The organism is Thalassovita taeanensis, assembly GCF_900110775.1.
Classification (GTDB): domain Bacteria; phylum Pseudomonadota; class Alphaproteobacteria; order Rhodobacterales; family Rhodobacteraceae; genus Litorimicrobium; species Litorimicrobium taeanense.
In genome coordinates this window covers 104726-130020 of record NZ_FOEP01000007.1, presented here as the reverse complement: position 1 = coordinate 130020, position 25295 = coordinate 104726, and the positions used below count along the sequence as shown (strand labels likewise).

At 60.0% G+C, this 25295-nt stretch carries 25 protein-coding genes and 1 tRNA gene; 13 read left to right on the top strand and 13 right to left on the bottom strand.

Going from position 1 to position 25295, the window contains the following annotated elements; genetic code table 11:
• The first annotated feature begins 145 nt into the window (after nt 1-145).
• Genes acsA through BSF79_RS11500 form a run of 4 tightly spaced genes read left to right on the top strand, consistent with a single transcriptional unit; the run spans nt 146 to nt 5370 of the window.
• The gene (acsA, locus tag BSF79_RS11515; protein ID WP_090270039.1) at nt 146-1888 is read left to right on the top strand and encodes an acetate--CoA ligase; all 1743 of its coding nucleotides are present in this window, start codon (nt 146-148) and stop codon (nt 1886-1888) included.
• A complete protein-coding gene (gene pdhA / locus BSF79_RS11510) occupies nt 1885-3885 on the top strand; it encodes a pyruvate dehydrogenase (acetyl-transferring) E1 component subunit alpha (protein ID WP_090270038.1) in 2001 nt (666 codons plus the stop codon). The genes acsA and pdhA overlap by 4 nt, the downstream gene beginning before the upstream one ends.
• A 4-nt stretch (nt 3886-3889) precedes the next feature.
• Nucleotides 3890-5128, top strand: coding sequence for a dihydrolipoamide acetyltransferase family protein (locus tag BSF79_RS11505; RefSeq protein WP_090270037.1), 1239 nt, complete (start codon nt 3890-3892; stop codon nt 5126-5128).
• On the top strand, nt 5125-5370 hold the full coding sequence (locus BSF79_RS11500) for an acyl carrier protein (protein WP_090270036.1): 246 nt from the start codon (nt 5125-5127) through the stop codon (nt 5368-5370). The genes BSF79_RS11505 and BSF79_RS11500 overlap by 4 nt, the downstream gene beginning before the upstream one ends.
• A 75-nt stretch (nt 5371-5445) precedes the next feature.
• Here the strand turns inward: BSF79_RS11500 and BSF79_RS11495 are convergent, their stop codons facing one another.
• From BSF79_RS11495 to BSF79_RS11485, 3 genes are all read right to left on the bottom strand, one after another.
• A complete protein-coding gene (locus BSF79_RS11495; RefSeq protein ID WP_090270035.1) occupies nt 5446-7329 on the bottom strand; it encodes an acyl-CoA synthetase in 1884 nt (627 codons plus the stop codon).
• Between the two features lie 173 nt (nt 7330-7502).
• Complete coding sequence (gene lysM / locus BSF79_RS11490) at nt 7503-7919, bottom strand: peptidoglycan-binding protein LysM (protein WP_090270034.1); 417 nt, start codon at nt 7917-7919, stop codon at nt 7503-7505.
• A 213-nt stretch (nt 7920-8132) separates the two neighbouring features.
• Nucleotides 8133-9932 carry an ABC transporter transmembrane domain-containing protein gene (locus BSF79_RS11485; protein ID WP_090270033.1) on the bottom strand — a complete coding sequence of 600 codons (1800 nt, stop codon included), beginning with the start codon at nt 9930-9932 and terminating at the stop codon, nt 8133-8135.
• Between the two features lie 212 nt (nt 9933-10144).
• Between BSF79_RS11485 and BSF79_RS11480 the strand changes: the two genes are divergently transcribed.
• From BSF79_RS11480 to BSF79_RS11460, 5 genes are all read left to right on the top strand, one after another.
• Nucleotides 10145-11158 (top strand): ABC transporter substrate-binding protein, encoded by a 1014-nt coding sequence (locus BSF79_RS11480; protein ID WP_090270100.1) that lies wholly within the window; start codon nt 10145-10147, stop codon nt 11156-11158.
• Nucleotides 11159-11210: 52 nt separating this feature from the next.
• Nucleotides 11211-11978, top strand: coding sequence for an ABC transporter ATP-binding protein (locus BSF79_RS11475; protein ID WP_090270032.1), 768 nt, complete (start codon nt 11211-11213; stop codon nt 11976-11978).
• Nucleotides 11971-12774, top strand: coding sequence for an ABC transporter permease (locus BSF79_RS11470; RefSeq protein WP_090270031.1), 804 nt, complete (start codon nt 11971-11973; stop codon nt 12772-12774). The genes BSF79_RS11475 and BSF79_RS11470 overlap by 8 nt, the downstream gene beginning before the upstream one ends.
• Nucleotides 12775-12867: 93 nt before the next feature.
• A complete protein-coding gene (locus BSF79_RS11465) occupies nt 12868-13326 on the top strand; it encodes an Lrp/AsnC family transcriptional regulator (RefSeq protein WP_090270030.1) in 459 nt (152 codons plus the stop codon).
• Nucleotides 13323-13940: a LysE family translocator gene (locus BSF79_RS11460; RefSeq protein WP_090270029.1), complete on the top strand. Its 618-nt coding sequence runs from the start codon at nt 13323-13325 to the stop codon at nt 13938-13940. The genes BSF79_RS11465 and BSF79_RS11460 overlap by 4 nt, the downstream gene beginning before the upstream one ends.
• Before the next feature lie 40 nt (nt 13941-13980).
• Here the strand turns inward: BSF79_RS11460 and BSF79_RS11455 are convergent.
• Nucleotides 13981-14054: transfer RNA gene (locus BSF79_RS11455), tRNA-Gly, on the bottom strand.
• Nucleotides 14055-14318: 264 nt separating this feature from the next.
• On the opposite strand from BSF79_RS11455, the gene BSF79_RS11450 reads away from it, so the two are divergent.
• Nucleotides 14319-14621, top strand: a complete 303-nt coding sequence (locus tag BSF79_RS11450; RefSeq protein WP_090270028.1) for a hypothetical protein — start codon at nt 14319-14321, stop codon at nt 14619-14621.
• Between the two features lie 94 nt (nt 14622-14715).
• On the opposite strand, the gene BSF79_RS11445 is transcribed toward BSF79_RS11450, so the two are convergent.
• Both BSF79_RS11445 and BSF79_RS11440 read right to left on the bottom strand, forming a co-directional pair.
• Complete coding sequence (locus tag BSF79_RS11445) at nt 14716-15432, bottom strand: LrgB family protein (protein ID WP_090270027.1); 717 nt, start codon at nt 15430-15432, stop codon at nt 14716-14718.
• Nucleotides 15425-15772 carry a CidA/LrgA family protein gene (locus tag BSF79_RS11440; protein WP_090270026.1) on the bottom strand — a complete coding sequence of 116 codons (348 nt, stop codon included), beginning with the start codon at nt 15770-15772 and terminating at the stop codon, nt 15425-15427. Before BSF79_RS11440 ends, BSF79_RS11445 begins: the two co-directional genes overlap by 8 nt.
• A gap of 107 nt (nt 15773-15879) precedes the next feature.
• On the opposite strand from BSF79_RS11440, the gene BSF79_RS19770 reads away from it, so the two are divergent.
• On the top strand, nt 15880-16029 hold the full coding sequence (locus tag BSF79_RS19770; RefSeq protein WP_175545315.1) for a hypothetical protein: 150 nt from the start codon (nt 15880-15882) through the stop codon (nt 16027-16029).
• Nucleotides 16030-16035: 6 nt separating this feature from the next.
• On the opposite strand, the gene katG is transcribed toward BSF79_RS19770, so the two are convergent.
• A complete protein-coding gene (katG, locus tag BSF79_RS11435; RefSeq protein ID WP_090270025.1) occupies nt 16036-18210 on the bottom strand; it encodes a catalase/peroxidase HPI in 2175 nt (724 codons plus the stop codon).
• 183 nt (nt 18211-18393) lie between these two features.
• Here katG and BSF79_RS11430 point away from each other — a divergent pair, with 183 nt between their 5' ends.
• Entirely contained in the window at nt 18394-19335 is a 942-nt protein-coding gene (locus tag BSF79_RS11430; protein ID WP_090270024.1) for a hydrogen peroxide-inducible genes activator, read from the top strand.
• A 217-nt stretch (nt 19336-19552) separates the two neighbouring features.
• Here BSF79_RS11430 and BSF79_RS11425 read toward each other — a convergent pair whose 3' ends face one another.
• From BSF79_RS11425 to BSF79_RS11405, 5 genes are all read right to left on the bottom strand, one after another.
• Nucleotides 19553-20092, bottom strand: coding sequence for a biotin transporter BioY (locus tag BSF79_RS11425; protein WP_090270023.1), 540 nt, complete (start codon nt 20090-20092; stop codon nt 19553-19555).
• A gap of 37 nt (nt 20093-20129) precedes the next feature.
• The gene (locus BSF79_RS11420) at nt 20130-20729 is read right to left on the bottom strand and encodes a CbiQ family ECF transporter T component (protein WP_090270022.1); all 600 of its coding nucleotides are present in this window, start codon (nt 20727-20729) and stop codon (nt 20130-20132) included.
• The gene (locus BSF79_RS11415; RefSeq protein ID WP_090270099.1) at nt 20710-21468 is read right to left on the bottom strand and encodes an energy-coupling factor ABC transporter ATP-binding protein; all 759 of its coding nucleotides are present in this window, start codon (nt 21466-21468) and stop codon (nt 20710-20712) included. The genes BSF79_RS11420 and BSF79_RS11415 overlap by 20 nt, the downstream gene beginning before the upstream one ends.
• Before the next feature lie 228 nt (nt 21469-21696).
• Nucleotides 21697-22005 (bottom strand): DnaJ family domain-containing protein, encoded by a 309-nt coding sequence (locus BSF79_RS11410; protein WP_090270021.1) that lies wholly within the window; start codon nt 22003-22005, stop codon nt 21697-21699.
• Nucleotides 22006-22054: 49 nt separating this feature from the next.
• The gene (locus tag BSF79_RS11405) at nt 22055-23005 is read right to left on the bottom strand and encodes a GlxA family transcriptional regulator (protein WP_245776384.1); all 951 of its coding nucleotides are present in this window, start codon (nt 23003-23005) and stop codon (nt 22055-22057) included.
• 78 nt (nt 23006-23083) lie between these two features.
• On the opposite strand from BSF79_RS11405, the gene BSF79_RS11400 reads away from it, so the two are divergent.
• Nucleotides 23084-23629 (top strand): cysteine hydrolase family protein, encoded by a 546-nt coding sequence (locus BSF79_RS11400; protein ID WP_090270019.1) that lies wholly within the window; start codon nt 23084-23086, stop codon nt 23627-23629.
• A 52-nt stretch (nt 23630-23681) separates the two neighbouring features.
• On the opposite strand, the gene BSF79_RS11395 is transcribed toward BSF79_RS11400, so the two are convergent.
• Nucleotides 23682-25256 (bottom strand): bifunctional metallophosphatase/5'-nucleotidase, encoded by a 1575-nt coding sequence (locus BSF79_RS11395; RefSeq protein ID WP_090270018.1) that lies wholly within the window; start codon nt 25254-25256, stop codon nt 23682-23684.
• Between the last annotated feature and the right edge of the window lie 39 nt (nt 25257-25295).

Here is a 25295-nt window from a genome sequence, read left to right as displayed (position 1 = left end):
ATCAGCAGGCTGCAATTTTCTGCCCACGTCAGCGTCCGGTTTGCGGCCGGGTACTCGGTGATCAGTTGACAACAATGCCGGTTCTTGACCTACGTCAAGGTGCCACGGCTCCCCGCTGAATAGGCTAACAATGGGGGAGTGGATCATGACTTGGCCGATAATATTCAAGGACGTTTTCACCCGTGCAGCGGCGAACCTTACCGATCAGGTGCGCGCCGCGTTCACTTGGGAACAGGCCCGCGCCACGTTGGACGGGTTGCCAGACGGCGGGCTAAACATCGCGCATGAGGCGCTTGACCGGCATGTCGCGGCAGGCCACGGGGGGCAGGTTGCGATCCGTTGGCTAGGGAAAGACAACGACCGGCGCGACCTTACCTATGCCGAACTTTCTGCTGATGCGGCGCGCTTCGCCAACGTATTGGCTCAACACGGGTTGGCGCCGGGAGCCCGTGTTTACGCGCTGATGGGCCGGGTGCCCGAGCTTTATGCCGCCGCCCTTGGTACGTTAAAAGCAGGGATGACCTTCACCCCGCTCTTTGCCGCATTCGGCCCCGAGCCGATCAAGGCGCGGATGGAGATCGGCGAAGGCAATGTCCTTGTCACGACTGCAGCGCTCTATCGCAAGAAAGTCGCCAGTTGGATCCGTGACCTTCCTTCGCTACGACTTATACTCATCCTTGATGACGCCCCTGCGCCCGAGGGCTGCGTGGCGCTGCGCCCGGCGATGGCTGCGGCTTCAGATCAGTTCGAAACGGCGATGACGACGGCAGACGACATGGCATTGATCCACTTTACCTCGGGCACGACGGGTCGCCCGAAGGGCGCGGTCCACGTCCATGGCGCCGTTATTGCCCATGCGGCCACGGGCCGCTTCGCTCTCGACCTTAAACCGGGCGATATTTACTGGTGCACCGCCGACCCCGGCTGGGTCACGGGAACATCTTATGGCATCATTTCGCCCTTGGTGAACCGGGTCACAATGATCGTTGACGAGGCAGAGTTCGACCTTGAGCGCTGGTACGGCATTCTGCAAAATGAAAAGGTCCAAGTCTGGTATACGGCCCCAACCGCCATCCGCATGCTGATGCGTGCTGGCAAGAAGGCGGCGCAGGGCTATGACTTCTCCCACCTGCGCTTTCTGGCCAGTGTGGGCGAACCGCTCAACCCCGAGGGTGTTCTTTGGGGGCAAGAGGTCTTTGGGCATCCCTTCCACGACAACTGGTGGCAGACTGAGACCGGCGGCATCATGATCGCCAACACCGCCGACATGGACATCCGCCCGGGGTCAATGGGAAGGCCTCTTCCCGGTATTGAGGCCGGGATCGTTGCGCAGGAGGGCGATAGTTTACGCAACTGCAAGCCCGGCGAGATCGGCGAGTTGGCGCTGCGTCCCGGCTGGCCGTCGTTGATGCGCGCTTATCTCCACGAGAAGGCTCGGTATGATAAATGTTTCGTTGATGGCTGGTACCTTTCAGGCGACCTTGCCATGCAGGACAAGGACGGCGTTTTCTGGTTCGTTGGTCGCGCCGATGACCTGATCAAGTCCTCCGGCCACCTGATTGGCCCCTTCGAGGTGGAAAGCGCCTTGATCGAACACGAGGCGGTGGCCGAGGCCGCTGTCATCGGCATCCCAGATGAAACGGCGGGCGAGGTGGTGAAAGCCTATGTGGCGCTGAATCCCGGCTTCGAGGTGTCCGCCGAGTTGGAGCGGAGCATTCGGGGGTTTGCGCGCAAAAAGCTTGGCGCCGCAGTTGCCCCGCGCGAGATTGTTTTTCGCAAACAATTGCCCAAGACCCGCTCTGGCAAGATCATGCGCCGCCTGCTCAAGGCCCGAGAACTCGGACTGCCAGAAGGCGATATTTCCACGCTGGAGGCGGACGAGAAATGAATACCGAGATCAAGCCACATCTGACGCGTGCGCATGTCCGCGACCTGCTCAAGGGTATGATCCGCATCCGTCGCTTCGAGGACAAATGCGCAGAACTTTACACGCGCGAAAAAATTCGGGGCTTCCTGCACCTTTACGACGGTGAAGAGGCGGTCGCCGTGGGCGTGATCCCGGTGCTTGGACCAGCCGACCGTATTGTGGCCACCTACCGCGAGCACGGCCACGCCTTGGCGCGTGGCATCCCAATGGGGCCGATCCTAGCCGAGATGTATGGCAAGACCAACGGCTGTTCGGGCGGTCGTGGCGGTTCGATGCACTTGTTCGACGCGGGGGCCAATTTTTACGGTGGCAATGCCATTGTCGGCGGCGGTCTGCCGCTCGCTGCGGGTCTGGCGCTTGCTGATAAAATGCGTGGCGATGCAAATATCACCTCCTGTTTCTTTGGCGAAGGCGCGGTTGCTGAAGGTGAGTTCCACGAGGCGATGAACCTTGCCGAGCTTTGGGACTTGCCCGTTCTCTTTGTCTGCGAAAACAATGGATACGCGATGGGTTCGGCGCTGGCCCGCACCGAGTCGCAGATCGACATCCACGCCAAGGCCGCCGCCTATGGCATTGAATCGGAAGCTATCGACGGAATGGATGTGGTCGCGATGGAGGCCGCAACCCGTCGCGCGGTTGAGCAGATCAGGCGAACCGGCCGCCCCTATTTCCTTGAGGCGCGCACCTATCGCTTCCGCCCGCATTCGATGTTCGACGCCCAGCTTTACCGCGACAAGGCGGAAGTAGAAAATTGGCGCAAGAAGGGCCCGATCGTGCGGTTCCAAGCTTGGCTTCTGGAAAACGGCCTTATCCATGCTGAGGACATCGGCAAGTTCGAGGCCGAGATCGACGCAGAGATCGCAGAAGCCGTGGCGTTCGCCGAAACGGGCGCATGGGAACCGGTCGAGACCCTGACAAAACACGTCATGGCGCAAGAACGCCCCGCCGCGCCCTCTGTTGCGCCGACGCCGGTCGAATATGTCGAAATGACCTATCGCGAGGCAGTGAAGCAATCGATCCGCGAGGCGATGACAAGTGACGACCGTGTCTTCTTAATGGGCGAGGACGTCGGCGCCTATGGCGGCTGCTATGCAGTTTCCAAGGGGCTGATGGCCGAATTCGGCGAAGACCGCATCCGCGACACGCCGCTTTCGGAATCTGGTTTCACCGGCGCAGGCATCGGCGCAGCGGCAGCGGGCATGCGCCCGATCGTGGAGCTGATGACCGTTAATTTCTCGATGCTGGCGCTGGATCAGATCCTGAACACCGCCGCCACCCTCCGTCACATGTCGGGTGGCCAGTTTGGGGCCCCTGTGGTGATCCGCATGGCCACTGGCGCGGGCAAACAGCTTGCCGCGCAGCACTCGCATTCGCTTGAGGGGTGGTATGCGCACATTCCGGGGCTGAGGGTTCTGGCCCCCGCCACGCTGGAAGATGCGCACGGCATGCTGTTGACGGCGCTCAACGACCCGGACCCGGTGCTGATCTTCGAGAACGTCATGCTCTACAACATGTCGGGTCAGATCGCCACGAACGCAGGCGCGGTGGACATCGAAAAGGCCGCCATCCGCCGCCCGGGCACGGATCTGACACTGATCACCTACGGCGGCTCGTTGTTCAAGACGCTGGAGGCAGCAGAGGAGCTTGCCAAGGACGGTATCGAAGCCGAGGTCATTGACCTGCGCACGTTGCGCCCTCTCGACGATGAGACGATCTTGACTTCGGTCGCCCGCACGCGCCGTGCGGTGGTGGTGGATGAAGGCTGGCGCTCGGGTTCGCTTGCGGCCGAAGTCTCGGCGCGGATCACCGAAGGTGTCTTCTGGCGACTTGATGCGCCGGTTGGTCGGGTCTGCTCGGCCGAAGTGCCGATCCCTTATCCGAAGCATCTGGAAGACGCGGCGATCCCGCAGATTTCCGCCATTGTCAGCGCCGCAAAAGCGACGCTGGGAAAGGCCTGAGGTCATGGGCGCTTTTACAATGCCCTCGCTCGGTGCCGATATGGAGGCGGGCACGCTTATCGAGTGGATGATCAAGCCAGGCGATATCGTGAAACGTGGCGATGTGGTTGCCGTGGTCGAAACCCAAAAGGGCGCGATAGAGATCGAATGTTTCGAAGAAGGCACCGTTGAAAGACTTGACGCAGAGCTTGGGGCCACACTTCCCGTTGGAGCGACCCTTGCCACGCTCCGCGCCCAAGGCGAGGAAGCCACGGCTTTTGTCGAAACGCCTGCGGCCCCTACCCCACGCACCACGCGGCCCGAGGAGAACGCCATTCCCCTGACGCCCGCACAGCCCCTCGAAGCGGCCCCTGCCCCGCCGTCACGAGCGTCCGAACCTATATCGGTCGCGCCCCGCCCTGGCGACACTCCGCCCTCGTCCCCCGCCGCGCGTATATTTGCCGCAGAGCGCGGCATCGAGCTCTCAGCGCTCAGAGGCTCGGGCCCCGGCGGTGCGGTTCTTTTGGCCGATGTCGAGGCTGCCACACCTGCCCCTTCCCAAGTGGCTTCAACCAAAGCCGCTGCCAAGCCGGGGCTCGACATGGCCGCAATGCGCATCGCCATCGCCAATGCAATGGCCCGGTCGAAACGCGAAATTCCGCACTATTACCTGACCCAAACCATCGACCTGCAACCCGCCACCGACTGGCTTACCGCAACCAACGCCAAGCGTACGCCGGGCGCGCGTCTGTTGATGGGGGCGCTATTCGTCAAGGCCACCGCACTTGCGGCCGCCATGATCTCTGAAATGAATGGCAACTACGACGCCGAGGGATTTCACCCCGTCAACGCCGTCCACGCCGGAGTAGCCATCGCCCTCAGGGGCGGCGGGCTCATTGCACCCGCTCTGCACGATGCGGAGACCCTTCCCCTAGACGATGTGATGGCCAAGATGAGAGACCTCGTGGCGCGCGCGCGCACCGGGCGGCTCCGCTCATCCGAGATGACTGATGGCACGATCACGATCTCGGCAATGGGGGACGCTGGCGCCGATGCCATGGCGGCTGTTATCTATCCACCGCAGGTCGCCATCGTCGGCTTCGGCGCGCCGGTACGCCGACCATGGATCGTCGGTAACACAATCACGCCCCGCACGACGGTCATCGTTACGCTGTCCGCCGATCACCGTGTCAGTGACGGACGTCGCGGCGCCAAATTTCTAGCCGCAATTGAAGCGGCATTGCAGACACCGGAGGCCCTATGACCGACGCCGACATCCGCAAAGCCTTCCTCGGAGAGCTGACCCAAATTGCCCCGGACATTGACGCCGACAGCGTTGGCCCAGACGATCACCTTCAGGACGACCTTGAAATTGACTCGATGGACTTTCTCAACCTCGTCACGGCTTTGCACCAACGGCTTGGCGTCGATATTCCCGAGAGCGACTATCCGAAGATAGCCACTCTCGCGCTCGCGGTCGAGTATCTGAAAGCGAGGATTGGGTGACATCCTAACTTGATCACACCTGATCCCAACCGCGAGGGCGAAGCCGCACAAATATGAAATGGCGCAGTTTTACGCCTACTCTGCCCATGTCCATGGACGTGTGAACGCGCCCAGCACATGGCCCACCTCGTCTTCATGCACCACACCGGTTTTGCGGACCTGCGCAACCAGACCGCGGGTCTTGTCGTCGACCACCGAAACGACCTGTGCGTTCAGCTTGGCCTCGGCCAACGCGGCATTATAGACCCGCGCAATGGCGCGCTTGCGCAGATCGGGTTTGAAAACCTTGCCCACTGCTGTTTTTGGCAGCCCATCCAGCACTTCGATATGCTTTGGCTGGGCGGCGCGCTCGTGCACGTGGATCTTGCAGTGCGCCAGCAATTCCTTGCCCGTGACCTTCCCGCCCTCGATCAGTTCGACATAGGCGCAGGGAATTTCCCCGGCATGGGCATCGGGCTGGCCGATCGCGCCGGCAAACGCCACGTCGTGATGCGCAAGCAACGCATCTTCGATCTCGGCCGGATCAATATTGTGGCCGCCGCGAATAATCAGATCTTTGGCGCGCCCAGTGATCCAGATGTAGTTGTCAGCGTCGATCCGACCCAAATCGCCAGTGCGCAGGTACTTTCCGAAATGGTACAGACCTTCGTTTTTGTCGGCTTCGGTATACGTGTGCCCCGCCCGAACCCCGGGGCTTGATACGCAAATCTCACCAACTTCGTCCGTCGCACATTCCACTGGCTCGCCATTCACTTCGCGCAAAATGCGCACATCGGAATAGGGGAAACGAACCCCGACCGAGCCGACTTTCTTCATTCCCTGCACTGGATTGACAGAGACCAAGCAGGTCGCTTCTGTCAGGCCGTATCCCTCCACGATGGTCACACCAGTCGCGCTCTCGAAGCGGCGGAACAGCTCTTGCGGCAGCGGCGCCGAGCCGGAGAACGAAGTTTTGACCGACGAGACATCGGCATCCACCGGGCGCTGCATCAAAGCGGAAATCGCTGTTGGCACGGTGATAACAAAACTGATTTTCCAACGCTCGATCAGCTTCCAGAAATTGTCGAACACCCCGTCGCCACGGTACCCCGCTGGGGTTGGAAACACGACATGCGCGCCTGAGTACACCACCGCCATCAGGATCACATGGCAAGCAAAGACATGGAACAGCGGCAGCGGACAAATCACGTTGTCTTCCGGCGTATACAGCAGCGTGCCGCCCAGCCAGCCGTTATAGATGATGCCCGAATACCGGTGCTGCGCCACTTTGGGCATGCCCGTCGTGCCCCCGGTGTGGAAATAGGCCGCGACCCGATCCCCTGTGGCGTCGGCAAAGGACAACGAACGCGGATATTTGCGCAATTCCTTGTTGAAATCCTTCACGTCAGCGTGGTGGTTTCCGGGATTTTTGGGGCGCACCAGAGGCACAATCCAGCGTTTAGGCGGGGATAGATAGCGATTTAGGTCCACTTCCAGAACCGTGTGAACACCGGGGGCATGGCGCACCGCCTCGGCTGTCTTCTGGGCCACATCACTTTTGGGGAACGCTTTGAGCGTAACGACGACTTTGGCCTTGGTCTCCCGCAGGATGGCACCAATCTGCTCTGGCTCCAGCAGAGGATTGACCGGATTCACGACCCCCGCAATCGCCCCGCCTAGAATGGTAAGGATCGTTTCGTTGCAATTGGGTAGAACACAAGCCACCACATCGTTCTCGCCAATGCCCAGGTCGCGGAACATGTTGGCCGCTTGGCAGGTGCGCGCGTGCACCTCGTTCCAGCTCAGCGTCTCGGCCTTGTCGTTCTCTCCGCTCAAAAGCTGAAAACTGACCGCATTGCGCGCGCCATGTTTTTCTTTGGTCCGGGTCAGAAGCTGATACAGCGTGGCCGGCACATCACGCTTCTCCCACGGCATCTCGCTTTCGATTGCGATCGTGTCCTGAATGGATGCAAAGCCCATGTGATCTCCTCCCTCTGGCGGCCCTCTCCCGGAGCCGAATATTCTTCACCTGCAATGTGAAAGGCTTTTCAGCCGGTTGCAAGAGAACGCACCCCGGTCTTGCGCAACGTCAAAACGCAAAAAAGGGCGCATCGGCGCCCTTTTTCGACTAATCACGGCGCCGATGGCGCAGATCAGACTTCGACGTCGCGCGGAATGCGCAGCACTTGACCGGGATAGATCTTGTCGGGGCTGCTCAGCATCGGCTTGTTCGCCTCGAAAATCTCCATGTAGCGGCTGGATTTTCCCAGAGTCTTTTTGGCAACGGCAGACAGCGTATCGCCCTTTTCAACAGTGTGAAAGATCACGTCATCGGCATGGTCATCTTCAACCTCTGCGACACCGTCCACATTGCCAACCGCCAGAATGACCTTCTCGCGCATTTCCGGAGTCACTGCCGCGCCCGAAACCTTGACCTTGTCTCCCTCAACGCTGATCTCCAGCCCTTCGGTGTCCAGACCCAAATCGGCGACTTCTTTTTTCAGCGCCTCGGCTGTCGGCTCTCCGCCCACGTTTTTACCGGATTTCTTCCAGAAATTGAACAGTCCCATGCTTTTCCCTCCAAGGTTAAGTGGTTTGGCCAATATTCCGCTGCCCAACGGCGTTACTCAAGGGGGAATTCTGCGGAATGTGACGCACCTGAATGAGCGCCTGCGCAGACAGATGCGCCCAAGGTCCTTTATCGGGCAAAAACAAGGGCCTGCCACCGGCAGACCCCAATCTTCCAGAAGGGCATACCTGCGCGTTGCAGGTACCATGATGGATCACGCAGCCGGGCTTGCGCCGTCGGTGAATTGCAGCCGCGCCAGACGCGCGTACAGCCCACCCTCGGCCACCAATGCATCGTGCGTTCCCTGCGCGACCACCCGGCCCCCATCCATCACAATGATCCGGTCGGCTTTCTTCACTGTCGCCAGACGGTGCGCAACAATGATCGTAGTGCGGGTCTTGGCCAGTTCATCAACTGCCGCCTGCACCGCACGCTCACTTTCCGCATCCAGCGCGCTTGTGGCTTCATCCAGCAACAGAACCGGCGCATCACGCAGGATAGCGCGGGCGATGGCGATGCGTTGTTTCTGACCACCGGACAACATCACGCCCCGTTCGCCCACCTGCGCCTCATACCCTTCTGGCAACGCCAAAATAAAGTCATGCGCAGCGGCCGCTTTTGCAGCGACCTCAACCTCTGCATCGCTGGCCCCCGGTCGCCCAAACCGGATATTTTCCCGCGCCGTTGTGGCAAAAATCACCGGATCCTGCGGCACCAGTGCCATATGCTGACGGAACGCCCCCCGCTCCATCGCGTCCAGCGGTATTCCATCCATCAGGATCCGCCCCTTTTGCGGGTCATAAAACCGCAAAATGGTCTGGATGATGGTCGTTTTGCCTGCCCCCGAGGGGCCAACCAGCGCCACGGTTTCACCGGGCTGAATCACCAGATCGACCTCGTCCAACGCAGAAACATTCGGCCGCGAGGGGTAGCGGAAGCTGACCTGCTCAAAGGTGATCTGTCCCTTGACCGGCTCGGCCACCGCCACGGGCTCAGCGGGATCAGTAACCGCATCCTCGACCTGCAGCAGCTCGACCAGCCGCTCGGTCGCGCCTGCCGCCCGCTGCAATTCTCCCCAGATTTCGGACAGCGCCGCAACCGACCCTGCGACCATCACCGAATAAATCACAAACTGCACCAAAGCCCCTGGGCTCATGCCGCCTGCACGCACGTCATGTGCGCCGATCCACAGCACCCCGACAACGCCGGAAAACACCAGAAAGATCACGATCACAGTCATCACCGCCCGCGTCGTGATCCGCTTCTGCGCCGAGACATAGCTGCGTTCGGTCACATCGGAAAAATCGCGGCGCGCGGCGGTTTCGTTGGTGAATGCCTGCACGGTCTGAACGCTCAACAAGGCTTCGCTTGCGGTGCCCGAGCTTTCCGCGATCCAGTCCTGATTTTCACGGCTCAGCACCCGCAAGCGCCGCCCCAGCGTCAGAATCGGGATAACGACCGCAGGCACGATCAGCAACACCAGCCCAGTCAACTTGGCCGAGGTGAGTAGCATCAGCACCAGACCGCCACCGAAAATCAACACATTGCGCAGCGCGACTGAGATCGAACTGCCAATCACTGACAGGATCAATGTGGTATCGGTGGTGATCCGGCTCAGCACTTCCCCGGTCATGATGTTTTCGAAGAACGCCGGGCTCATGCCAATCACGCGGGCAAAAACCGCTTTGCGAATATCAGCCACAACTCTTTCGCCCAGACGGGTCACCAACGCATAGCGCAACCCGGTGCCCACCGCGAGCAACGCGGCAATCGCCAAAGCGGCTGCGAAATACTTGTCAAGCAAAGCGCCATCTTCTGTGCCGAAATTATCGACCACTCGCCGCACCGCCAGCGGCAACACCAACGAAACGGTTGCCGTCAACGTCAAAGCCATCCCGGCGAGAACGACCATGATTTTATAGGGCTTGAGGAACGGCCAGAGTTCACTCAGCGCGCCCACACGTTTGGATTTCTCGCGATCCTGATCGCCGGTTACTGTGGTGCCGCGGGCCATGTGCGTTCCTTCCTGATCCTGCGACCGCGGGTTTATGCGACATGAGCCCTATGGGCAAGCGGCGCGGGTGTCGCGCCCCCAATGAACGCTCCGCTTGCGAAGGGTTGATTTCCCCCGCCAAAAAGACACAATCGCGCGGCAAGGGAAACGCCCGGCGAACCGGCAGGCTCTGCCGCGCCAAGACGTTTTCATTTCTATGGGAGGATTACCTGATGACACATTTGACACGCCGGGGCGCGATGGCGCTTCTGGGCGGGGCTGCGGCCCTGCCGGTTCTGGGCACGCCCGCACTGGCCAACACCAAAGTCACCGTTGGTGCGCTGGCCTTCACCAGCCATGCGGCAAGCTTTGTCGCCTATGAGCGCGGATATTTCGCCGAAGCTGGGCTGGAAGTTGATTTCAAGTTCTTTCAGGCCGCACAGCCGATGGCCGTGGCCATTGCCAGCGGCGACGCAGATTTCGGCGTTACTGCGATTTCGGGTGGGCTGATCTCGCTGGCCGAAAAAGGTGCGACCAAAGTCATCGGCGGCGCACTGAGCGAAGAAAAAGGCATCGACGGGCAGAAAATTCTGGTGTCCGATGCGGCCTATCAGGCGGGCATCACCACACCAAAGCTGCTGGATGGCAAGAAATTCGGCATTACCCAATCCGGCAGTTCGTTCCACTACATGGGGGCCAAGATGGCCGCCGCTGAAGGGATCGATCTGAACTATATCCCGCTGCAAAAAGTGCCCGCTGTCATCGGCGCGCTGAAATCCGGTCAGATCGATGCCTGGGCGATCGTGCCCCACATCGCCAAGCCGCTTGCCGGTTCGGGCGCGGTGCATATCATCGGCGATGTCGCGGATTACATTCCCGACTATCAGGTCACCAGCGTCTTCACCTCGGCCAACAATGCCGCCAACGAGCGTGCGAAATCCGCCGCGTTCCTTGCCGCCTTTGCCAAAGGCGCCGCCGATTTCAACGCCGCTCTGGTCGACAAAACCGCAGGCGATGACGCCGCCGAAGAGATGGTCAAACTCGTGCATAAATACGTCTATGCCGACCGCCCCTATGACAAGGCCAAGCCGGGTATCGTTAACGGCGCAATGCGGATCAATGCAGGTGCTGCGCTGAACACCACCTCGGTCAAGGATCAACTGGATTGGTTTATCGCCGAAGGGCTGATCAAAGGCCACATCACGATGGAGACGCTCGTCGACCCATCCTATGTTGAAACGATGTAAACCCTGCGGTCAGGGCGCATCCCCGCCCTGACCACCCAACCGAAAGACTTTCATGCAGCTGATCCTCGATTCCGTCTCGCACCGCTATGGCGATGTGCGTGTGCTTTCAGACGTGTCCCTGACCATCCCAGAAGGGCAGATCGTCTGCATCGTCGGACCGTCGGGCTGTGGCAAATCCACCCTGTTGCGGTTTCTTGGCGGGCTCGAGCGCCCAGGCGCGGGGAAAGTGCTGCAATCAGGCCCCCTGCCCGACGGCTGCCTGAACCCACTGACCTATGTATTTCAGGATTTCGCCCTTCTGCCATGGCGCGACGTGACTGGAAATATCAGCCTGGTGTTAGAAGATCATGGGATCAAAGGCGCCAAAGCGGCCCGGATCATCGACGATGTTCTGATCCGCACCAAGCTGTCTGACTTCCGAAACGCCCTGCCCAAGCAGCTGTCTGGCGGAATGAAACAGCGCGTGGCCATCGCCCGTGCTCTGGCCGTCAGCCCGGCGGTGATGCTGATGGATGAACCGTTGTCGGCGCTGGATGCGCAGACCCGCGAATTGCTGATGGACGACCTTGTTTCGCTCTGGACCCGCACACCGTTCACTGCGGTCTATGTCACCCACAATCTGGCCGAGGCCGTGCGGCTGGGTCACCGGATCGTGGTTCTGTCGCGCCGCCCCGGCACCATCCGCGATGTGGTCGAGATCGACATGCCGCTGGATCAGCGCCGCGCCGGCAACCCAACGCTGGAGGCACATCAGGCCCGACTGTGGCAACTGATGCGCGAAGAGGCAGAGGCCGCCGATAAGGAACTGTCAAATGTCTGACCCAAATGCTGCAACAACCCCGGTTCCCTTTCGCGGCGGAGGGTTCAAACCCGAGCGTATCCGCTTTGTCGGACTGGCGGTATTTCTGGCGCTGGTGGCCATTGCCGAATGGGGCACGCGGGCGGGCTGGATTTCCAACCTGACGCTGCCACGCCCCTCGGATGTGCTGTCGACGTTCCGCGACCTGTATGACACCGGCCTACTGTGGAAGCACCTGATCCCGTCGCTGACGCGGCTGGCCGTCGGCTCGGTTCTGGGGGTGACAATCGGGATTGGCGTTGGCGTGATCATCGGCCTGTTCAGCATGGTACGTGCCGGGTTGGTCCCGTTGGTTGCTGCGCTGTTTCCGATCCCGAAAATCGCGCTATTGCCGCTGTTCGTGATCTGGTTTGGCATTGATGAGGGATCAAAATACGCGCTGATCGCACTTGGGACGTTCACCCCCACCGTGGTCGCCACCTATGGCGCTGTTGATAATGTAGATCGCACGCTGATCCGAATGGGACAAAGCTTTGGTCTGTCGTGGTGGTCAATCGTGCGCAAAATCGTGCTGCCCGGCGCACTGCCCGGCATCCTGTCGGGGCTGCGCATCAGCCTTGCCATCGGGATCATCCTGCTTGTTGCCGCCGAGATGCTGGGCGCGCAATATGGCATCGGCGCCTATATCCTCGAAGCCGGATCGCTCTACGATCTTGAGAGGCTGTTTGCCGGGGTGGTCATCCTGTCTGCGCTGGGGGTTTTGACATCCGCCGTCATCGGTTGGGTGGAAAAACGCATGCTCGCATGGCGCATATGACCTGACGCCGCACAAACCGGAATGCTATTGAAAGTTCGGATGCAACAGGCAATATTCCTGAGGATTCGAAATGCTTCAGTATAGGTTACGGCAATGGACGAAACAGACCGCAAAATTTGCGACCTCCTTCAAGAAGACGGTCGCGCTTCAAGTACTGAAATCGCGCTGGCGGTGGGTCTGTCAGTCTCGGCCGCAAATGAACGTGTCCGGCGGCTGGCAAGCACAGGCGTGATCACCGGCTGGCGCGCTACGCTGAACCCTGCGACGTTCGGCATCGGGCTGTGCGGCTTTGTGCTGATCGACATGCGGTTCGAGGGCGAAGCCGAAGCCGTCGCCGCCTTGAGCGCGCAACCCGAGGTGCAGGAACTACACCACATCAGCGGGCCACACTCCTATCTGATGAAGTTGCGGGTGCGGGACACCGCGGCCTTGCAGACATTCCTGACGCAGGTTGTCAAACCCCTGCCCGCCGTACTGCGCACCGAATCCATCATAACACTCGATACAGCCAAGGAAACCGCCGCGCTTCCCTTGGCGGGGAGGTCCGAATGATCGAGGTCTTCCTCAAAGGCGTGGGCGTGGGGCTTGCCGTGGCAGCCCCGGTCGGGCCGATCGGGCTGCTGTGCATTCGCCGCAGCGTGGCACAGGGCCGCGCGGCAGGAATGGCCACCGGCATGGGGGCCGCGACAGCGGACGCCACATATGGCTTGCTAGTCGCCGCCGGATTTTCCGCCACTGGCCTGCTGATGCGCCACGCAAGCGAAATGCAGCTTGTTGGCGGTCTTCTGATCTGCATTCTGGGCGTGATGACCCTGCGTGGTTTTTTCGCCAAGACGGCGCCAAAACCCGCCGATGTGCCCGCCCGCTCGGTGCTGGGCGCGTTCGCCTCGACCTACGTGCTGACGTTGTCGAACCCGATGACGATACTGGCCTTTGCCGGGTTGGTTGCTGGTCTGGGCAGCGCCGCCAGTGGCAGCGCAAATGCGGCCTATGTTCTGGTGGCGGGGGTCTTCTTGGGCTCAGCCCTGTGGTGGTTGTTTCTGGTCCATGCCGCACTTTTTGCCCGCACGAGGATTACGCCTGCGGCGTTGCGCTGGCTTGATCTTCTGGCAGGCGGCGTGCTGATCGTGTGGGGGGCAAAAATCGCGCTCTCAGTCGGGGTTTGAGCCCGAGGCAAGCCTATCAGATACGTCAGTTGGAAAGCTTTGGAGCGGGCGGCGGGAATCGAACCCGCGTCATTAGCTTGGAAGGCTAAGGTCTTACCATTACACAACGCCCGCTCATCAATCACCGGTACTATTTCATTGTTTTTTGGGCGTCAAGATATGAACAATGATCTATCAGTTGAACCGAGTAGAAATGAGGGTACTGGCCCGGTGTCAATATTCATTGGCTCGCGTTAATGCCGCGTTGCCGACCATGAGGCCGAGCATTCGCCGCGAATGCACGATCTGATAGGCATGCCAAGGTCTGCGCACCCTGCCTCGCGGCTGGCAATGCGCCAAGGCGCGTGCCATCATCTTCCGTGACAAGGAGGACCAACGATGATCACTGAGATCGTAACGTTCGAGATTAACAAGGACATGGGGCGGGAGCGCGTCGTCGCACTCTTTGAGCAGAGCGCCGAGATCTGGCGAGCGCACCCAAAGCTGCACCGCAAGAACTACCTCTACGACCCGAAGGCTGGCATCGCGGGCGGCGTGTATACTTGGGACAGTGTCGCCGACGCGCAAGAGGCGCACGGAGAGGCGTTTTTGGTCCGCGTCGCCGAGACCTTTGGCAGCACGCCGCGCTTTCAGTACTTTGAGACCCCGGTGGTGGTGCAGAACCGTCCGGTATCCGACTGAACGCGTCCTCGGCCGCTATTGCCCCCCGCTGCCGCTCGAGCTCGGCGACCGGACCAAGCGGGCATTCTGCTGAATGCTGCACTTCTTGATATGCTCAAAACAGGAGCCGCCAAAGGATTGGCACAAGCACAGCCGTGGCTATAGCATTTAGCCCCATCGCAAGTCCCGAGAATGCCCCCGCCGTTTCGTTGACCTGCAAGGCCCGAGCCGTACCGATACCGTGGCTCGCTGTGCCGATGGCAAGCCCACGTGCGCTCCAGTCCTTTACGCCTATCAGGTTCAAAAGCATCGGACCAAACATCGCACCTAAAATTCCAGAGACGATCACCAGCACAGCGGTGAGCGAAGGCAGGCCTCCCAAATCCTCTGAAATGGCCATTGCAACCGGGGCCGTTGCAGATTTCGGGGCGATCGAGGCAATCAATGTTTCCGACCCACCCGCAAGCCATGCCGTTCCGACCGCAGAGAGGATCGCGACCAGAGAGCCAGTCAAAAGGCTTGCCCCAATTGCTAATGCCGAGCCGCGCACCTTATGCCATTGTCGGTATAGCGGTACTGCCAGAGAGACAGTCGCCGGGCCCAGCAAAAAGTGGACGAATTGCGCACCCTCAAAATAGGTGCCGTAGTCAGTGCCACTTAAAAGCAGCACCGAAACGACCAGAATAACAGCGCCCAATACAGGGTTAAGCAGTGGATTGCGGCCGCCCTTTTCGAATACCCAGCTTGCTACCTGAAACGCGACCATCGTCAGCGTCAGGTGAAAAAGTGGCGAAGAATTCAGATAGACCCAGGTTTCCTGAAGGCTATGCATCCGAGCCAGCCCGGTTCAGCCAGCGCATCATAAGTGCGGTGACAATGATGGTCAAAACCGTACTGACGACAAGCGCAGCACTAAGAGGCACCAACGCCTCGCCCAGCAGCTTGAAATGCATCATGACGCCGGTCCCGGCGGGCACGAAAAGCAGCGACATCGCGCGCAAAAGCCCATCTGCCGTTTGTCCCAAACTCTTGGGCAACTCCCCCATCATCAAAAGCAGAATGAAGAGAAACAACATTCCAAGAACAGGGCCGGGTATCGAGATAGAAAGCGTGCCAACGACAAGTTCTCCCATGAGTTGGCAAACCAATATGAGTGTGAAATAACCGATCATCGCTTTCCCCTAGCTCGTTAACTTTTCACTCTCTCACCGCCTAGGATATCGTTCAAGTACGAGGTTCGACCCGATTGTGTGCAATTTTGCGACCTCCTCTCCAGAAAATGAAACGCATCAAAGACGGGAAGTCGGTTTCCGCGTCGCCATGCACCTATGCCCATTTCGAAGACCGCACCGCACAGCTCAAACAAGGCTGCGCCCAGTACTATAGCGTCGGCATCTCTCCGCGCGAAGCGTCGCGCGGAGAGATCTAGTGCAGATCACGCAGCCAAATCGAACCGGTCAGCGTTCATCATCTTGGTCCAGGCAGCGACGAAATCCTTCACGAATTTCTCGGCGCTGTCGTCTTGCGCGTAGACTTCGGAATAGGCCCGCAAGATCGAGTTCGAGCCAAAGACCAAGTCTGTGCGCGTGGCCGTCCACTTTACCGCGCCGGTCTTGCGGTCGCGGATCTCGTAAGTGCCTTCGCTCACAGGTTTCCAAGTGTTGGCCATGTCGGTCAGGTTGACGAAGAAGTCATTCGTCAGCGCGCCTTCGCGGTCGGTGAAGACGCCATGCTTGGTGCCGCCATGGTTGGTGCCCATCGCCCGCATCCCACCAACCAGGACCACCATCTCGGGGGCGGTCAGGCCCATGAGCTGGGTGCGGTCCAGCATCAACTCTTCGGGGCTGACGGCATAGTCCTTCTTAAGCCAGTTGCGGAAGCCGTCGGCGACAGGTTCAAGCACGTCGAACGAATCGGCATCTGTCATCTCGTCGGTCGCATCGCCGCGGCCCGGCGCGAAGGGCACCTCGATGTCGAAACCCGCGGCCTTGGCCGCCCGTTCCACCCCGAGATTGCCTGCGATCACGATCACATCCGCAAGGCTGGCCCCACTTTGGGCGGCAATCGGTTCGAGAACCGACAGCACCTTGCCCAGACGCTCTGGCTCATTGCCTTCCCAGTCCTTTTGCGGCGCCAGACGGATACGCGCGCCGTTGGCCCCGCCACGCATGTCGGAGCCGCGATAGGTCCGAGCGCTGTCCCATGCGGTGCTGACTATGTCAGCGGTGCTCAGGCCACTTGCGGCAATCTTCGCCTTGACCGCAGCGACATCATAGCCAGTGGAACCGGCGGGAACCGGATCCATCCAGATCAGATCTTCTTGCGGAACCTCGGGGCCGATGTAACGGTCCTTGGGGCCCAGGTCGCGGTGGGTCAGCTTGAACCAGGCACGCGCGAAGGTGTCGTTAAAATACTCGGGATCGGCCATGAACTTCTGGCAGATCGCGTTGTATATGGGATCCACTTTCATCGCCATGTCCGCGTCGGTCATGATCGGGTTGTGGCGAATCGAAGGATCGGTAGCGTCGACCGGCTTGTCCTCTTCCTTGATGTTGATCGGCTCCCACTGCTGCGCGCCGGCCGGGCTCTTTTTCAGCTCCCATTCGTAGCCGAAGAGCAGCTTGAAATAGCCCATGTCGAACTTGGTCGGCTCGGCGGTCCATGCTCCTTCGATGCCCGAGGTGACCGCATTTGCGGCCTTGCCCTGCATGTTGGGGTTTTCCCAGCCAAAGCCTTGCATTTCGATCGCTGCAGACTCCGGGTCCGGGCCGAGCGCGTCGGCGTCGCCATTGCCGTGGCACTTTCCAACGGTGTGGCCGCCCGCAGTCAGCGCAGCGGTTTCCTCGTCATTCATCGCCATGCGCGCAAAGGTCTCTCGCACCTGACCTGCGGTCATGATCGGGTCCGGCTTGCCATTCACGCCTTCGGGATTGACGTAGATCAGGCCCATCTGCACGGCAGCCAGCGGGTTCTCCATGGTCGAGGGATCGTCAACGCTACCGTAGCGGCTATCGCTCGGCGCGAGCCATTCCTTTTCGGCGCCCCAATAGGTGTCGATCTCAGGATGCCAGATGTCTTCGCGACCGAAACCGAAGCCGAAGGTTTTCAGCCCCATCGATTCATACGCAACGTTGCCTGCGAGAATGATCAGGTCGGCCCAGCTGACCTTGTTCCCGTACTTCTTCTTGAGAGGCCACAGCAGACGCCGCGCCTTGTCGAGGCTGACGTTGTCGGGCCATGAGTTCAGGGGCGCAAAGCGCTGGTTGCCGGTGCCGCCGCCGCCACGGCCGTCAGCCAGACGGTAAGAGCCAGCCGCGTGCCAAGCCATGCGGATCATCAGGCCACCATAGTGCCCCCAGTCGGCGGGCCACCACTCCTGGCTGTCGGTCATCAGCGCGTTCAGATCGGCCTTGAGCGCAGGCACATCCAGTTTCTTCACCTCTTCCCGATAGTTGAAATCCTTGCCCATCGGGTTCGGCTTGGAGTCGTGCTGATGCAGAATGTCGAGGTTGAGCGCGTTGGGCCACCAGTCCATCACGGACGTTCCCGTCTCGGTGATCCCACCGTGCATGACAGGACATTTTCCAGTGCGAGTATCGTTTCCGTCCATGGTTCTTCTCCTTGGCTTTTGATTGGCAACGCGGGGATTCAAAAACCCAAGAAACGCGAGCAGCCGACCTAGGCCCCTCCTCCGCCGCGATTCCGAATCTCCACAACAAATATGGACCTTCTCTAGCACCGATTTATAATTATTTTAATTTGTATTTATTAATCGATATGATAAGAATTAATTATGATCAATGTAACAATGAAACAGTTGCGCTACTTTGATGCCCTCGCTAGGCACCGGCACTTTGGACGGGCCGCCGAGGCATGTGGGATCTCGCAGCCCGCGCTTTCAATTCAGATGAAGGAACTGGAGGCGCTGTTCGGCGCGCCGCTGATCGATCGAAGCGCCAGAGAAATCCGTTTGAGCGGCCTTGGCGAAGAGCTGATAATTCGCGCGCACAGCATCCTTCGCGCAGTTGATGAGCTGGAGGACCTCGCCCGCAAATCTCAGGGGCCTCTGGCCGGTCCTCTTCGGCTCGGGATCATACCGACCGTGGCGCCCTACCTGCTGCCGGATCTGATCAAACATCTGGCAGCGCACTATCCGGATCTCGACGTCAGGCCACGAGAAACGGTGACGCAGACTCTGATCCGAGATCTTGTCGACGGTCGGCTCGACGTCGCTGTGGTCGCCTTGCCGATGTCAGAGCCTGCCTTGTTCGAAGCCCCTCTTCTGGATGAAGAGTTTGTGCTGGTCAGACCATTGGAAGACGCGGGCAAACCGGTGCCCAGGCCCGAAACCCTGCGTGAAATGCGGCTTCTCTTGCTGGAGGAGGGGCACTGCTTTCGCGATCAGGCGATCTCGTTCTGTAATTTACAGTCGAGCCCCCCGCGTGACCTGATGGAAGGCAGCTCGCTTTCGACCCTGGTGCAGATGGTGGGGGCTGGCATTGGCGTGACCCTGATTCCCGAGATGGCCGTACCAATCGAATCCAGATCCGCGCCAGTATCCATTGCCAGGCTACCGAAGCCCCGCCCGAGACGACGGATCGGTATGGTATGGCGGCAATCGAGCCCGCTTGCCGACAAATTCGGCCAGATCGCCCAAGTGCTGCAAGACTTCACGAAGTCTCGAACCAGTGCTTTCGGCGGCACTCTAATGCGCCCGGCGCAGAGTGACGGATAGCGCGATGCCTGAAAGAGTTGAGCCACTACTAAAAAATCGGGCTATTAGAATATCAAAGCAACTTGATGACAGCCACGTCGCTGTCTTGGAAGGCGAAGATCTTACCATTTCGCAACGCCTGCATGTGCGCGCTTTCAGAAAGTCACATATTGCACAAGATCGAGCGGCCTTGTCACTGGAATAAGGCGGGGCCAGTCTGGCCCCGCCCGGCATCGAATCAGGCGCGAACCAGACCGGGGCGCGCCTTGAGCAGCCCCTGAGTGATCAGACCGGCCAGCACGCATTTAAGCACGTCACCCGGAATGAACGGCGTTGCCAGCAGCGCGGCGTCGGCCAATGTCTTGTCCAGTTTGATCGACATGCCGATGATACCCAGCACGTTCAACACCACAACGCCACCGATCAACGCGGCAACAGCAGGAAAGATGAACCCACCGCGACTGCGCCACATCTCGGCCAGGAGGCCGGTTACGAAAGCCGCGACAGGGAAGCCGATCAGATAGCCCATGGTTACGCCTGAAAAGACACCCAAGCCGCCGCGACCGCCGGCCAACAGCGGCAGACCAAGCGCTACAAGGGCCAGAAACAACAGCACAGCCAGCGCACCGCGCTTGGCACCCAGAACTGTGCCGCACAGCATGATACCAAGACTTTGCGCGGAAATCGGCACACCCGATATAAGCGTCAGTTTCGGGACAAGCCCCAGCGCAGCAATTAGTGCTGCAAAAAGGGCGATCAGTGTCAGGTTGCGTTCCATTTTGGATCCTTTTCTTGCGTCCTGTCAAAATTTTTCATCACAAGGCACCGCCGCGCGCCTTCAGCGCCTCGGCCACTTGTTCGGCATCATCAACCGCCAATAGCGCGAATGGCAGCACCAAACGCCAGCCCGGCCGCCTGTGCGTGCGGGCGCGCCACGCCTCGCTCAGCGCGCCGCCCTTTTGCACCAGAAGCGGCGTGAACCGCACCACTAGCGCAACCGACAACGCCAGTCTGCGCCGCAACCGGGGCGAAACCCCTAGGCGCGCCAGCGCCCGCTCGACCACGGCCAGAATATCCTCAAGCCGCGTCGTCATTGTCACCAGATTGGCCAGGGCCACTGCAGCAAGCAACCGCAGGATCACCACCGCCCCCTCGGCTGTCCGCCCCACGGCCAGATGCCAAAGCATGATGATGGCCACAAACCACAGCACCGGTCGCATCATGCGCAGCCCTTGCATGGCAAACAGCCCTCCGCCCACCAGATAAGCCAGCATGACGATGCCCATGACCCCTGCGCCAACTGTGACGCTGTCCAGATAAAACACTGCCAGTGTAAACAGGCACAGCCCCACCAGCTTGGCCACGGTGGGCCAGCCATGATAAGGCGTGCGGATCTCAGAGGTCAGTGAAATCATTGCGTCCCCCCTGTTCCCGCATTTCAGCTTCATAGGCAGGAAGCACCTGTTGTGGCGGTCCATCCATCTGCACCGTACCGCGCTCCAGCCAGATAACCCGGTCATACTCGGTCAAGGCAGGCAAATCGTGGCTGATATGAATCAGTCGCTGCTCCAGCCCGTCCAGATATCGCCCAAGCCGCACAGTAGTCGCCAGATCGAGACCGGCGAATGGTTCATCCAAAACAATCACTTTTGGGGCCATCACCAAGACCGACATCAGACAGACCAGATGCCGCTGCCCCTGTGACAAGCCATGCACGGACCGGTCGAACCAATCACTGCGCTCGAACTGGTCCAGCATCGCCTGAGCCCGCTGGCGGGCGTGTGGCCGGTTCGCGCCCTGAGCGGTCAAGCCGAAACACAACTCTTCGCCGACAGTCGGGAAAATGATCTGATGATCGGGATTCTGAAACAGGATCCCGACAAGGCCCAACGCCGCCTTTCTGTCGCGCGCGACATCCGCGCCGCCGACCCTCAACACTCCGGCATCAGGCGCCGCGAGTCCCGCTATCAACCGCGCCAATTGGGATTTTCCGGATCCGTTGCGCCCGACGATACCCACTCGTGACTGCGTCAACTCTAGCGACAGCCCGGAAAAGACTGCCCTGCCGTCGCGGGCATAGGCCACATCGTTGAGCACCACCGAACACGCTGTCGGCCCGTACTCTTGAATGCTGAATTCACGCGGCGACTGCATCATGCCCCTCCATTGGGGGAGGTCCTTACAGTCAAACCCCATCTCAATACAAGCCAGAGCATCTCTATCCGCCCAATTCTTACGGTATTTATACGGTATTCGCCGTTGGGTGGAAGCGGACACCCTGTTGTGCACCAAAATGAACGCCCCAGCGGGTTTTCAAGAGGCCGGGTTTTCTTGTGATGCGTGGGATCAAATACCAACTTCGGACCATATGCCCTGCCCCTCTCAACGGCTGTCATTCTTGCGGACAATACCGATCCGGGCCTCCATCATCGACATGTCCTGCATAATCCGGCGCCTCTCGGTCTGATCGCCGGTCTCTCGCATCACCCCGCGCAGCTTGACCAACTCGCGCGAGAGGCTGACAAATTCCGGCACCGCCCCATTTTCGCGAAAAATCCGGTTCAGCAACGCGTTTTCGGGGTCATCGCATTTTGCCAAGGGCTTGCCAACGCCCGGCAGATCGTCAAACGCGCCATCAGCCTCAGCTTGTTCAACTCTGGCGTTGATGAGATCAATCAGCGGGTGGTCCATCTGTCTCATCAGTCCCAAGAGTTTCGACCAACCTAGCGACCTCCCTGCGTCAGGTCGAGTGCAGACCGCGCCCCATCCGGACGGTGCCGAAACGCCGACGGTATTCACCCGCCGACAAGCCTGTCACCCCTTTGAACACCCGCGCGAAAGCCGATGGATCAGCATATCCCACAGCCCAGGCGATCTGCGCCACCGGATTGCGTGTGCGCTCCAACAACCCGCGCGCCTTTTCCACCCGAAGCTGCTGCGCATAGGTCGAAGGGGGCAGCCCAGTTGCTGCCTGAAACCGGCGCAGAAATGTTCGACCGCTCAGCCCCGCAACCGCTGCCAGTTGCTCCACCGAAGCTGCGCCATCGGGATGCGCCTCAAGCCAATGCTGCACATTCAGAATGGCGGCGTCGCCGTGGGCACGGTTGGGGCGGAAGCTGCGATAATTGCGCTGTTCACGCCCCGATGGGTCAACAAGAAGGTGCCGTGCCGTGGCCGATACCAGCGCCTGACCGCCCCAAAGCCCGACCAGAAACAGCCCCAGATCCACCCAGGCCATCAGCCCGCCCGCCGTAACGATGTCATTATCGTCAATTAGGATATGTTCGGGGCACAGCCGTGCGGCGGGGAAAGCTGCGCGAAATTCATCCTCCAATGCCCAATGTGTGGTCACGGGCCGTCCCGTCAGAAGCCCCGCATGCCCCAGCCAAAATGCCCCCGCGCAGACCGAGCACAGACGTGCACCGCGTTGGTGCTGCCCCACGGCCCAAGCGATCAACTTATCCTCGCCTGTGCCACGCGCACCATCCAGACTGGGCGGAAAGATCACCGCATCAAACGCAGCCTCAAGCGGCGCGCTTATCCGCTGGATGATCACCTGCCCACCGCCCTCTGACATGCTCTTGCGCGACGCAACAAGAAACAGATCGGCCAGCCCCTCAATCGCGGCCAACTGCGCGCCGGGATAGTTGACTAACGCGACCTTAAAATCCTGAATTGTCGTATTCCGCATAGTATTGGTCATATCCGCCAATTTCACCGCCCGTCAATCCCTGCAAGAACCATAGCAACCCAACAGAAAGGAACTCCGATGACCGACACCGCCCTGATCCTTGTGGACATTCAAAACGACTATTTCCCCAGCGGGGCCTGGCCCGTGGCGCAGATGGAGGAGGCAGCAGCCAATGCAGCCCGCCTGTTGACCGCCGCTCGTTCGCATGGCGATCTTGTGGTGCATGTCCGACATGAGGCCAGTGCGCAGGCTCCGTTCTTTCGCCCCGGCACCCCGGGCGCCGAACTTCGCACCACGGTGCAACCAACCCCGGACGAGGCGGTGATCGTCAAGCATCGCCCCAACAGCTTTCAAGGCACCGGATTGCTGGCGCTTTTGCAAAACCGAAACATCAAGCAGATCACAATCTGCGGCGCGCAAAGTCAGATGTGCATAGACGCGACCACCCGCGCTGCAGCCGATTATGGCTTTCGCGTTACGGTCATTGACGACGCTTGCGCAGCAAAGGAAGCGACATTCAATGGCCAGGATGTACCCGCCGCGATGGTCCATGCCGCGTTCATGGCCCCGCTGGCAATGAGCTATGCCAAGGTCATCACCACCGATACCTATCTAACCACCTGAACGCAAAACGGCGCGCCGGGGTGGCGCGCCGTCTCAAGCATTTCAAACCGGCTTATTTGGCGGTGATACGCCCATCCAGATATGGGCTATAGGGAGTGTGCTGCGCCAAATATTCGGCGGTAACATCTGCCAGATCGGGACCGAAGTCATAGGCATTCATCCCCTCGACCCCAAGCACCTTATACCCGTCACCGCCATTGCGGACATAGTTATTGGTCACCACGCCATAGACCTTTTCAGGGTCGAGCGGCACGAAGGTATCGCCTTCGGCCACCACGACCGAAACCACACGCGAACCGGGCGCTGCAGCGGGATCATAGACCAGCTTCATGCCTGCGACCTGCGGAAAGCGACCTGCACCGTCTTCGATCTGGCTAAGACCGTTTTCCAGCGCTGCGATGAGGGTGGAGCCTTTGGCCTGAAAGGTCGACAACGTGTTCTGGAACGGCAGCACCGTCAGAACCTCGCCCATGGTCACGGGACCCCCATCAATGCTGGCGCGCAAACCGCCGCCGTTCTGAATGGCGATCTGTACGCCCTGCGCCTTGACGCGGGCCAGCATCGCATCGGCCACCAGATTGCCCATGGTGCATTCACCCGCGCGGCAAGAGCCTTTATCGCCATCAATCGCCTCAGCGGTTTCCGCCACAACCTTACTGCGGATTTCGTCCAGCGGTTGCGCCAGAACGGCAATCCGCTCTTTCGTCGGTGCATCCTCCGTCACGGCGGCATCCATGATCAGCGCCTCACCTTTCGCCTCGATCAACGCGCCCGCGTCGCTAAAGGTAACGTTCAACTCGCCCAGAAACTTGCCATAGGCATAGGCCGACACGATCGCCGTGTCGCCCACCATGGTCGGATACGGTCCTTCAGCGCGATCAGAGGTATTCGACAGATAGGTATTTGTGTGCCCGCCGACGATCACATCAACACCGGTCGTTTCGGCCGCCACGCGCTGATCGACCCTATACCCCGAATGGCTGAGCACGATAATCTTGTTCACGCCCTCGGCCGTCAGCTTGTCCACTTCGCCCTGCACCGCATGCACCGGATCGGTGAAAATCACATTCGGGCCGGGGCTGGCCAGTTCGTCGGTATCCTGCGGGGTCAGGCCAATCAGGCCCAGCTTTTCGCCACCGCGCTCAATCACCGTGGATTTCGCCAGCTTCCCCGCCAGCATCGCCTCGCCCGAAACATCGGCGTTTGACATCAGCACCGGGAAATCGACCGCATCCATAAACCCACTCAGAACCTCGGGGCCGTCGTCGAATTCGTGGTTGCCCACGGTCATCGCGTCATAGCCCAGCTTGTTCATGAACTCGGCCGCCATTTTGCCCTTATAATAGCTATAAAACAACGTGCCCTGAAACTGATCCCCGCCATCCACCAGAATCGCGTTGTTCGACCGCTTGCGTGCCTCTTCCACCGCCGCCACCAAACGGGCGGTCCCGCCGAAGCATTTCCCCTCGGTATTGTCAGCCTCGGAACATCCCGAATCATACTTGCTGATCGGTTCGAACCGGGCGTGGAAATCGTTGGTGTGCAAGATTGTCAGCGAATAGTCCGCCGCAGCGGCCCCGGCGCTGAACGCGATGGCGGCAGCGCCGCCCAGAAAACGCAAAAACATGGCAGAATCCCCAATTGGTTGCTCTTCAAATATGATCGT

Excerpts from the sequence above, each read along its gene's own strand:
- BSF79_RS11495 (WP_090270035.1), bottom strand. The coding sequence starts at position 7,329 with ATGGGCTTTGCATCCATTCAGGACACGATCGCAATCGAAAGCGAGATG.
- BSF79_RS11450 (WP_090270028.1), top strand. The coding sequence starts at position 14,319 with ATGATCACTGAGATCGTAACGTTCGAGATTAACAAGGACATGGGGCGG.
- BSF79_RS11445 (WP_090270027.1), bottom strand. The coding sequence starts at position 15,432 with ATGCATAGCCTTCAGGAAACCTGGGTCTATCTGAATTCTTCGCCACTT.
- BSF79_RS11475 (WP_090270032.1), top strand. The coding sequence starts at position 11,211 with ATGCAGCTGATCCTCGATTCCGTCTCGCACCGCTATGGCGATGTGCGT.
- acsA (WP_090270039.1), top strand. The coding sequence starts at position 146 with ATGACTTGGCCGATAATATTCAAGGACGTTTTCACCCGTGCAGCGGCG.
- BSF79_RS11415 (WP_090270099.1), bottom strand. The coding sequence starts at position 21,468 with ATGCAGTCGCCGCGTGAATTCAGCATTCAAGAGTACGGGCCGACAGCG.
- BSF79_RS11410 (WP_090270021.1), bottom strand. The coding sequence starts at position 22,005 with ATGGACCACCCGCTGATTGATCTCATCAACGCCAGAGTTGAACAAGCT.
- katG (WP_090270025.1), bottom strand. The coding sequence starts at position 18,210 with ATGGACGGAAACGATACTCGCACTGGAAAATGTCCTGTCATGCACGGT.
- BSF79_RS11465 (WP_090270030.1), top strand. The coding sequence starts at position 12,868 with ATGGACGAAACAGACCGCAAAATTTGCGACCTCCTTCAAGAAGACGGT.
- BSF79_RS11425 (WP_090270023.1), bottom strand. The coding sequence starts at position 20,092 with ATGGAACGCAACCTGACACTGATCGCCCTTTTTGCAGCACTAATTGCT.
- BSF79_RS11400 (WP_090270019.1), top strand. The coding sequence starts at position 23,084 with ATGACCGACACCGCCCTGATCCTTGTGGACATTCAAAACGACTATTTC.
- BSF79_RS11480 (WP_090270100.1), top strand. The coding sequence starts at position 10,145 with ATGACACATTTGACACGCCGGGGCGCGATGGCGCTTCTGGGCGGGGCT.
- BSF79_RS11420 (WP_090270022.1), bottom strand. The coding sequence starts at position 20,729 with ATGATTTCACTGACCTCTGAGATCCGCACGCCTTATCATGGCTGGCCC.
- BSF79_RS11470 (WP_090270031.1), top strand. The coding sequence starts at position 11,971 with ATGTCTGACCCAAATGCTGCAACAACCCCGGTTCCCTTTCGCGGCGGA.
- BSF79_RS11460 (WP_090270029.1), top strand. The coding sequence starts at position 13,323 with ATGATCGAGGTCTTCCTCAAAGGCGTGGGCGTGGGGCTTGCCGTGGCA.
- BSF79_RS19770 (WP_175545315.1), top strand. The coding sequence starts at position 15,880 with ATGAAACGCATCAAAGACGGGAAGTCGGTTTCCGCGTCGCCATGCACC.
- lysM (WP_090270034.1), bottom strand. The coding sequence starts at position 7,919 with ATGGGACTGTTCAATTTCTGGAAGAAATCCGGTAAAAACGTGGGCGGA.
- BSF79_RS11500 (WP_090270036.1), top strand. The coding sequence starts at position 5,125 with ATGACCGACGCCGACATCCGCAAAGCCTTCCTCGGAGAGCTGACCCAA.
- BSF79_RS11440 (WP_090270026.1), bottom strand. The coding sequence starts at position 15,772 with ATGATCGGTTATTTCACACTCATATTGGTTTGCCAACTCATGGGAGAA.
- BSF79_RS11430 (WP_090270024.1), top strand. The coding sequence starts at position 18,394 with ATGATCAATGTAACAATGAAACAGTTGCGCTACTTTGATGCCCTCGCT.
- pdhA (WP_090270038.1), top strand. The coding sequence starts at position 1,885 with ATGAATACCGAGATCAAGCCACATCTGACGCGTGCGCATGTCCGCGAC.
- BSF79_RS11405 (WP_245776384.1), bottom strand. The coding sequence starts at position 23,005 with ATGCGGAATACGACAATTCAGGATTTTAAGGTCGCGTTAGTCAACTAT.
- BSF79_RS11395 (WP_090270018.1), bottom strand. The coding sequence starts at position 25,256 with ATGTTTTTGCGTTTTCTGGGCGGCGCTGCCGCCATCGCGTTCAGCGCC.
- BSF79_RS11505 (WP_090270037.1), top strand. The coding sequence starts at position 3,890 with ATGGGCGCTTTTACAATGCCCTCGCTCGGTGCCGATATGGAGGCGGGC.
- BSF79_RS11485 (WP_090270033.1), bottom strand. The coding sequence starts at position 9,932 with ATGGCCCGCGGCACCACAGTAACCGGCGATCAGGATCGCGAGAAATCC.